The 6,947-nt window shown below is 67.6% G+C and carries 7 protein-coding genes; all 7 read right to left on the reverse strand.

Annotated features, from left to right (window positions below; all coding sequences use genetic code 11):
- Window positions 1–782: aminotransferase class IV (locus tag QZ184_RS08835; protein WP_296419147.1), on the reverse strand; the 782-nt coding region annotated here is incomplete at its 3' end.
- Window positions 779–2,065: an anthranilate synthase component I family protein gene (locus QZ184_RS08840; protein ID WP_296419149.1), complete on the reverse strand. Its 1,287-nt coding sequence runs from the start codon at window positions 2,063–2,065 to the stop codon at window positions 779–781. The genes QZ184_RS08835 and QZ184_RS08840, both read right to left, overlap by 4 nt.
- Window positions 2,066–2,068: 3 nt before the next feature.
- Window positions 2,069–2,752 carry a 7-cyano-7-deazaguanine synthase QueC gene (gene queC, locus QZ184_RS08845; RefSeq protein WP_029626039.1) on the reverse strand — a complete coding sequence of 228 codons (684 nt, stop codon included), beginning with the start codon at window positions 2,750–2,752 and terminating at the stop codon, window positions 2,069–2,071.
- Between the two features lie 23 nt (window positions 2,753–2,775).
- Window positions 2,776–3,405 carry a 7-carboxy-7-deazaguanine synthase QueE gene (locus tag QZ184_RS08850; RefSeq protein WP_296419151.1) on the reverse strand — a complete coding sequence of 210 codons (630 nt, stop codon included), beginning with the start codon at window positions 3,403–3,405 and terminating at the stop codon, window positions 2,776–2,778.
- A complete protein-coding gene (locus tag QZ184_RS08855; RefSeq protein WP_247476715.1) occupies window positions 3,402–5,051 on the reverse strand; it encodes a CTP synthase in 1,650 nt (549 codons plus the stop codon). Before QZ184_RS08855 ends, QZ184_RS08850 begins: the two co-directional genes overlap by 4 nt.
- A gap of 59 nt (window positions 5,052–5,110) precedes the next feature.
- Window positions 5,111–5,596 carry a Dps family protein gene (locus tag QZ184_RS08860; protein WP_010313715.1) on the reverse strand — a complete coding sequence of 162 codons (486 nt, stop codon included), beginning with the start codon at window positions 5,594–5,596 and terminating at the stop codon, window positions 5,111–5,113.
- Window positions 5,597–5,634: 38 nt separating this feature from the next.
- Window positions 5,635–6,783, reverse strand: coding sequence for an RNA polymerase sigma factor, RpoD/SigA family (locus tag QZ184_RS08865; RefSeq protein WP_247476716.1), 1,149 nt, complete (start codon window positions 6,781–6,783; stop codon window positions 5,635–5,637).
- Between the last annotated feature and the right edge of the window lie 164 nt (window positions 6,784–6,947).

The raw sequence follows: 6,947 nt of genomic DNA on the forward strand, positions 1-6,947 counted from the left end.
TCCAAGCTGAGGGGAGTCAGAGCGGCTCCATCCACGCTGGTGATGGGCCTGCAGCTAAGGCTGTTGATCAGCAGCCAACGGTCGCCGTCTTGGGGTGTGGCATCCAACTGCGCTTCTGTGGCTAGGCCACGCTCAAGCAGTTGCCCCCTCATGATCCCGGGAAGGCAGCCGCTGCTGAGCGCTGGCGTGAGCCATTGCCCTTGGCGCTGCACCAGCAGGTTGGCGGCGGTCCCGCAGCAGAGTTCACCGCTGGTGCTCAGCAGTAGGGCGTCTTCGGCTCCGGCGCCGCGGGCCTCGCGGCGGGCTTGCACCGCCTGCCCGTAGGCAAAGGTCTTGCAATGGCTCAGGCGGCTGGAGCCATTGCGCCGCTCATGGCGACTGACGATGACCTGAACCGGCGCAAACGTCGGGGCATGGGCGCTGAGCTGCAGCCAGAAGCGCGGATCCAGGGTGTCTGGGCGATCCAGACCGCGGCCGCCGCTGCCGGCACTCCAGTTCAGCCGCAGGGCGCCCTGGCCTGCAGGCAGGTTGCAACGCGCAATCGCTTCCTCCACCAGTGGTTGGACCACGGCCGTTTGCGGCGGTTCGGGCAGGCCCAGCAGCGCCGCACTACGGCGCCAGCGCTCAAGGTGGGGCTCCAGCAGACGGGCACGTCCGTCCAGCACCAGCACCGTTTCGAACAGGCCATCGGCGAGCAGCAGGCCGCGGTCGTTCAGGGGGAGTTGTAGGGCGTTGGCTTCGCCCCAGCGCCCATCGCTCCAGACCAGGCTGTGGCCTGTCATGCCAGGGCCTCCAGCAGCGGGTTCAGCTTCCAACCCAGCTCCTCGGCTTCAGCTTTGGGATCGGAGTCGGCCACGATCCCGCAGCCCGCATGGCAGCGCAGGGTGGTGCCGTGTTGCAGCACGGTGCGGATCAAGATGCTGCTGTCGAAGCTGCCATCCCAATCCCGCCGTAGCAAGGAGCCGCAGTAGGGCCCGCGGGCCACGGGCTCGAGTTCAGCGATGCGCTGGCAGGCCCGCAACTTGGGCGCCCCTGTGATCGAGCCCCCCGGCCAGCAGGCCTCGAGCAGGTCCACCCAGTCTGCTCCGGCTTTCAGTTGCCCGGTCACCACAGAGGTGAGGTGGTGGACCTGCGCGTAGCTCTCCAGGCCCACCAGTTGCGGGACTTGGATCGAGCCGCTTTGGCAGACCCGGCCCAGGTCGTTGCGCAGCAGGTCCACGATCATCACGTTCTCGGCGCGGTCTTTGCTGCTGCAGACCAAGTCCGCCGCCTGGTCGGCGTCCTGCTCCGGATCGGATCTCCGTGGCCGGGTGCCTTTGATCGGTCTGGTCTCCACCAGGCCGCTGGGGCTGACCTGCAGAAAGCGCTCCGGTGAGGCGGAGATCACCGCTTCTCCAGGGGCCACGACCAGGCCGGCGAAGGGGGCGGGGCAGCGCCGCCGCAGCCGCTCAAACAGCTGCAGCGGGTCGGCGGGAGCGGGCAGCTCAGTGGAGCAGCAGGCGGTGAGGTTGGCCTGAAAGATGTCTCCGCTGGCGATCCGTTCACGGATCTGCTGGACCCCATCGCTGAACTGCTCTGGGGTGGTTCGCCAGTGCCAGTCCGCAATGGCCGCCGCAGCCGCTGGGCCGGGGCTGCTGGTTGCCAGTCCTGAGGCCCAGGTGGCCATGGCTTCGAGGCGCCCTGGATCGACTCCCTCCAGCCAGAGGGTGCGCTCCTGCAGGTCAAAGCGAAAGATGGGGTCGTGGCGCGCCATCCAGAGGGTCGCCATCGCATCGGGCTTCCAGTGCGCCGCGGGTTCCACCCAGGCCGCCGCCTCGTAGCTCAGCCAGCCGCACCAGTGCCCTTCCCCGAGCTCCCGCAAGGCCGCAAACGGATCGCGGCTTTCGGTTTCCCCGGGGAGGCCGCGGCAGACGATCTGCTCGAGCGGGTCTGCGGCCAGGCTGGCCCAGCGCCCCAAGTCGCTGCCGTCCCCATCCAGCCAGATCAGCCCCTCTGGTCCAAAACGGGCGGCGAGGTGGCGGGCTAGATCAGCGGGTTCGATCCAGGGCAGCGGCGCTCTGGCCATCACTCAGCGGCTCGCCAGATCGGGGCGCCCGGCCTCGATCAGGGCCGCATCACGAATGCGGCAGCTGTCGCAGACGCCGCAGGGCTGCTCGCCGCCGCTGTAGCAGCTCCAGGTTTGATCAATCGGGACCCCCAAGCGCAGGGCCTCTTCGACGATCTTGGTCTTGCTCCACTCCACCAGGGGGGCCCAGAGCTGGGTGCCATGGCCCTCGCGGCCGGCTTTGCTGGCCAGGTCGGCCAGGGTCTGGAAGGCGCCGAGGTAATCCGGACGGCAGTCCGGGTAGCCGGAGTAGTCGACGGCATTGACCCCCAGGACCAGCCGCTCGGCCCCGCGCGCTTCCGCCAGGCTCAGGCCGATGGCGATGAAGACCGTGTTCCGCCCCGGGACATAGGTGCTGGGGATGACGCCCTCCTGCACCCCCTCGTTGGGCACATCCATGGCGGTGTCCGTCAGGGCGGAGCCGCCCCAGGCGGCCAGGTTGACGTGAATGCTCTGGTGCTCGGCGAGGCCCAGGGTCTGGGCGACGGCCGCGGCGGCCTGCAGCTCGCGCCGGTGGCGCTGGCCGTAGTCGAAGGAGAGGCCGATCACGCGGTAGCCCTCCGCTTGGGCGAGGGCGGCGGCGGTGGCGGAATCCAGCCCTCCGGAGAGCAGGGCGATCGCAGTGGGCAAGGTTTCGGTGGAGGGCACCGACTCCATGATGCCCACTCGCCTCAGCGCACCCCCAGCCACTTGTGGGATTGCAGGCTCAGGCGCCAGCGGGGCTGGGACTGCACAAACTCCAGGGCCAGGGCCTGGCCTTCGCGGCAGTCCCAGCCCGGTTGCAGCAGCCAGGTCGCCTGGGGGGCCTGGCTGGCGCTGACCTCGGCAAAGAGAAGATCTGCAGCGTCATGCACCACCACCTTCAGCTCATCGCAGCGTTGCAGCAGCTCGGCCCTGGGAGGTTGATGGCGCTTGGGGGAGAGGCTGATCCAGTCGGGAGATCCCGTCAGGGGATCCACGCCGCTGGTTTCCAGGTGAATGGGCAGCGAGCAGTGCTGGCGGATGGCCGCGCTGAGCGCGTCGAGGTTGTGGTGCAGCGGTTCGCCGCCCGTGAGTACAACGAAGGCCGCGCCCGCTGAGGCCGCCTCTGCGCAGGCCAGGGCCAGGGCCTCGAGGGTCTGCTGCGGGTGCACCTCGGCGGGCCAGGAGTGCTTGGTGTCGCACCAGCTGCAACCGACCCTGCAGCCCCCCAGGCGAATGAAAAAGGCGCTGCGGCCGGCATGGAGGCCCTCCCCCTGCAGGGAGTGGAAGGTCTCCACGACGGGTAGGCCGCTGGAGCCCAATGGCTCCTGCTCACTCATGCCGCCGAGATGTTCGCCCCTTGGGCAATCGCTTCACTGGGGCTGGAGGGCAGGCGCTGTTGCGCCGCTTCGATCAGACCCCGGAAGAGCGGGTGGGGTTGGCCCGGGCGGGAGAGGAATTCCGGGTGGTACTGGCAGGCGGTGAAGAAGGGGTGGTTCTTCAGCTCGATCAGCTCCACCAGGCGGCCATCGGGGGAGGTGCCGCTGATCTCGTAGCCCGACTCCAGGAAGAGGTTGCGGTAGGCGTTGTTGAACTCGTAGCGGTGGCGGTGGCGCTCGTAGACCACCTCATCGCCATAGAGGCGGTGGGCCAGGGTGCCGGGCGCGACGCGGCAGGGGTAGACCCCGAGGCGCATCGTTCCGCCCAGGTCGACCACATCCTGTTGCTCGGGCAGCAGGTGAATCACCGGGTGCGGGCTGTCAGCGTTCAGTTCGGCGCTGGTGGCTCCCGTCAGTCCGGCCTGGTTGCGGGCCCACTCGATCACGGCACATTGCATCCCCAGGCAGAGGCCCAGGAAGGGGACCCGCTGCTCCCGGGCCCAGCGGATGGCCGCCACCTTGCCGTCGACGCCGCGGTTGCCAAAGCCACCGGGGACGACCACGGCATCCATGCCGCGCAGCAGGGCCTCCGGCCCTTGCTCTTCGATTTGCTCGGCACAGATCCAATGCAGATCCAGGGCGGCATCGCGGTCGATGCAGGCATGGCGCAGGGCTTCGACCACCGAGAGGTAGGCGTCGTTGAGCTGCACGTACTTGCCCACCAGGGCCACCTTCACGGCGGGGCCGGGGTTGCGCAGCTTGGCGACCATCTGCTCCCAGCGCTGCATGTCGGACTCGTGGTCCGTCAGGCCCAACAGATCGAGCACCTCGCGGCAGAGCCCCTCCTTCTCGAGGGTGATCGGAACGGCGTAGATGCTGTCGGCATCCAGGGCGGGGATCACCGCCCGGGTGGGGACGCCGCAGAAGCCGCCGATCTTGCCCTTCAGCTCCTCATTGATCTCGCGGTCGCTGCGGCAGACCAGGACGTCGGGCTGGATGCCAATGGAGCGGAGCTCCTTGACCGAGTGCTGGGTGGGCTTGGTCTTGAGTTCGCCTGAGGTGCCGATGTAGGGCAGCAGGGTCACGTGCACGTAGGCCAGGTCGTTGCGGCCCACATCCCCCCGGAATTCGCGGATGGCTTCGAGGAAGGGCAGGGACTCGATGTCACCGACCGTGCCGCCGATCTCGGTGATCACCACATCAGCACCACTGTTGGCGGCGACGCGGTGGATGCGCTCGCGGATCTCACCGGTGATGTGGGGGATCACCTGCACGGTGCCGCCGTTGTAGTCGCCGCGGCGCTCCTTGTTGATGACCGATTGATAGATCGAACCGGTGGTCACGCTGTTCAGGCGCGACATGGCGGTGTCGGTGAAGCGCTCGTAGTGCCCCAGGTCCAGGTCGGTCTCGGCGCCGTCTTCGGTGACGAAGACCTCACCGTGCTGGAACGGGCTCATCGTGCCCGGGTCCACGTTTAAGTAGGGGTCGAGCTTCAGGATCGAGACGCTGTAGCCGCGGCTCTTGAGCAGGCGCCCCAGGCTGGCCGCCACGATCCCTTTGCCGATGCTGGACACCACGCCACCGGTCACGAAGACGAATTTGGCCATGGCTCCTGAAGCGACCCTTCAATGTACCGGCCTGATCTAGGGGCCCTCGCCGCGAAGGCCTATTGATCCAGCAGGCTGCGCAGCATCCAGGCGGTTTTTTCGTGGATCTGCAGCCGTTGGGTCAGCAGATCGGCCGTGGGCTCATCGCTGGCGGCATCGGCCAGGGGGAAGATGCTGCGGGCGGTGCGGGCCACGGACTCATGGCCGCTGACCAGCAGCCGAACCATCTCCAGGGCGGCGGGTTGCTGGGGGGCTTCCTGAATGGAGGCGAGCTTGGCCAGGCTGCTGCCGCCATGGGGGGCGACGACCCCGAGGGCGCGGATGCGTTCGGCGATGACGTCCAGGGCGGTCCAGAGCTCCGTGTACTGGTCCATGAACATCAGATGGAGCGTGTTGAACATCGGCCCCGTGACGTTCCAGTGGAACCCGTGGGTGTTGCCGTAGAGGACATAGGTGTCCGCCAGTAGGCGGCTGAGGCCCTGGGCGATCTCCTGGCGCTGGGCCTCGGGGATGCCGATGTCGATGCTGGGCATGGAATTGGCCATCTCTCGGGCGCGCTGCTGCCCGATTGATAGCTGGATTTTCAGCCGCTGGGAGCGCTGTCTCCGTCGATGTTCAGCAAGTAGTCGTGCACCCGGCAGCGGCGCTGGGGTTGCCGCAGTTTGAGCAGGGCGCGGGTTTCGATCTGGCGGACGCGCTCACGGGAGAGGTGCAGGTCTTCGCCGATCTGGGAGAGGGTTTGCGGGGTGTCGTTCTCCAGGCCGAAGCGCAGGCGGATGACCTCGGCCTCGCGGCCGCTCAGCTCCTCGAGGAGGGCTTCGAGGTCGTCGTGGAGTTGGGTCTTGGTCAGGGCCTGCTCCGGGGTGGCGTGGCCGTCCTCCAGCAGATCCCCCAGCTCCGTGTCTTGGTCGCGGCCCACCCGCGTGTCCAGGGAGACCGAGCGCGGCACCCGCATCAGGGTGAGGCGAATCACCTCTTCGCTGAGGCCCAGTTCCTTGGCGAGGTCGGCCACGGAGGCCAGACGTCCGTGTTCGCTGGCGATCTGGCGCTGCGCTTTTTTGATCCGGTTGAGCTTCTCGGTGACGTGAACCGGCAGGCGGATCGTGCGGCTTTGGGTGGCGATGGCCCGGGTAATCCCCTGGCGGATCCACCAGTAGGCGTAGGTGCTGAAGCGGAAGCCGCGGGTGGGGTCGTACTTCTCCACCGCCCGCTCGAGGCCCAGGGTGCCCTCCTGCACCAGGTCCAGCAGCTCCATGCCCCGTTGCTGGTATTTCTTGGCGACGGCCACCACCAGGCGCAGGTTGGCCTGGATCATCCGATCTCGGGCCCGGCGCCCCTGGTGGAGCGCCTGCTTGAGTTCGGCGATGCTCAGCTCCGAGAGGGTGGCCCAGGCTTCATGGCCTGCCTTGAGGGACTCTTTGAGCTCGGCGCCGCTGCGCTGCTGGTGTTCGGACCAGAGCTGAAGGCTGGGCCAGTGCCCCAGATGGGAGGCCAACTGTTGGCGGCTGTGCTCCAGCTCCTCCAGGACCTGGACTTCAGGCGATTGTTGGGCGAGTTTGCGGCGTTCCTGCAGCAGTCGTTCGCGACGCTGGACCAGCCGGGCCAGGGTGAGTTCCTCCTCATGGCTGAGCAGGTCAACGCGACCGATGTCCTGCAGGTACAGGCGCACCAGGTCACTGCTGCCGCGCTTTTTGCCGGAGTTTGCTGGTGGACGGGGAGGACCTTTGGCCATAGGCCGATGGCGATTGCCACCATCAAGCTTCAGGTCTCAACTGAGACAGTGCCCTAAAGCCTTTGTTTGTATTCGGGTTCTGCCGGGAAGGATCAGTCCTCCTCGTCCACCCAGGTGCTGGCCACATGCAGCTCCTCGAGCTGCTTCTCGGCCACGCCGCCGGG

This window comes from Vulcanococcus sp. DEBay_Sum22DG08_74 (assembly GCF_017852955.1).
Lineage (GTDB): Bacteria > Cyanobacteriota > Cyanobacteriia > PCC-6307 > Cyanobiaceae > Vulcanococcus.

Bases quoted from the DNA above. Each gene is read 5' to 3' on its own strand.
- QZ184_RS08855 (WP_247476715.1), bottom strand. From the start codon at position 5,051: ATGGCCAAATTCGTCTTCGTGACCGGTGGCGTGGTGTCCAGCATCGGC.
- QZ184_RS08865 (WP_247476716.1), bottom strand. From the start codon at position 6,783: ATGGCCAAAGGTCCTCCCCGTCCACCAGCAAACTCCGGCAAAAAGCGC.
- QZ184_RS08850 (WP_296419151.1), bottom strand. From the start codon at position 3,405: ATGAGTGAGCAGGAGCCATTGGGCTCCAGCGGCCTACCCGTCGTGGAG.
- QZ184_RS08860 (WP_010313715.1), bottom strand. From the start codon at position 5,596: ATGGCCAATTCCATGCCCAGCATCGACATCGGCATCCCCGAGGCCCAG.
- QZ184_RS08840 (WP_296419149.1), bottom strand. From the start codon at position 2,065: ATGGCCAGAGCGCCGCTGCCCTGGATCGAACCCGCTGATCTAGCCCGC.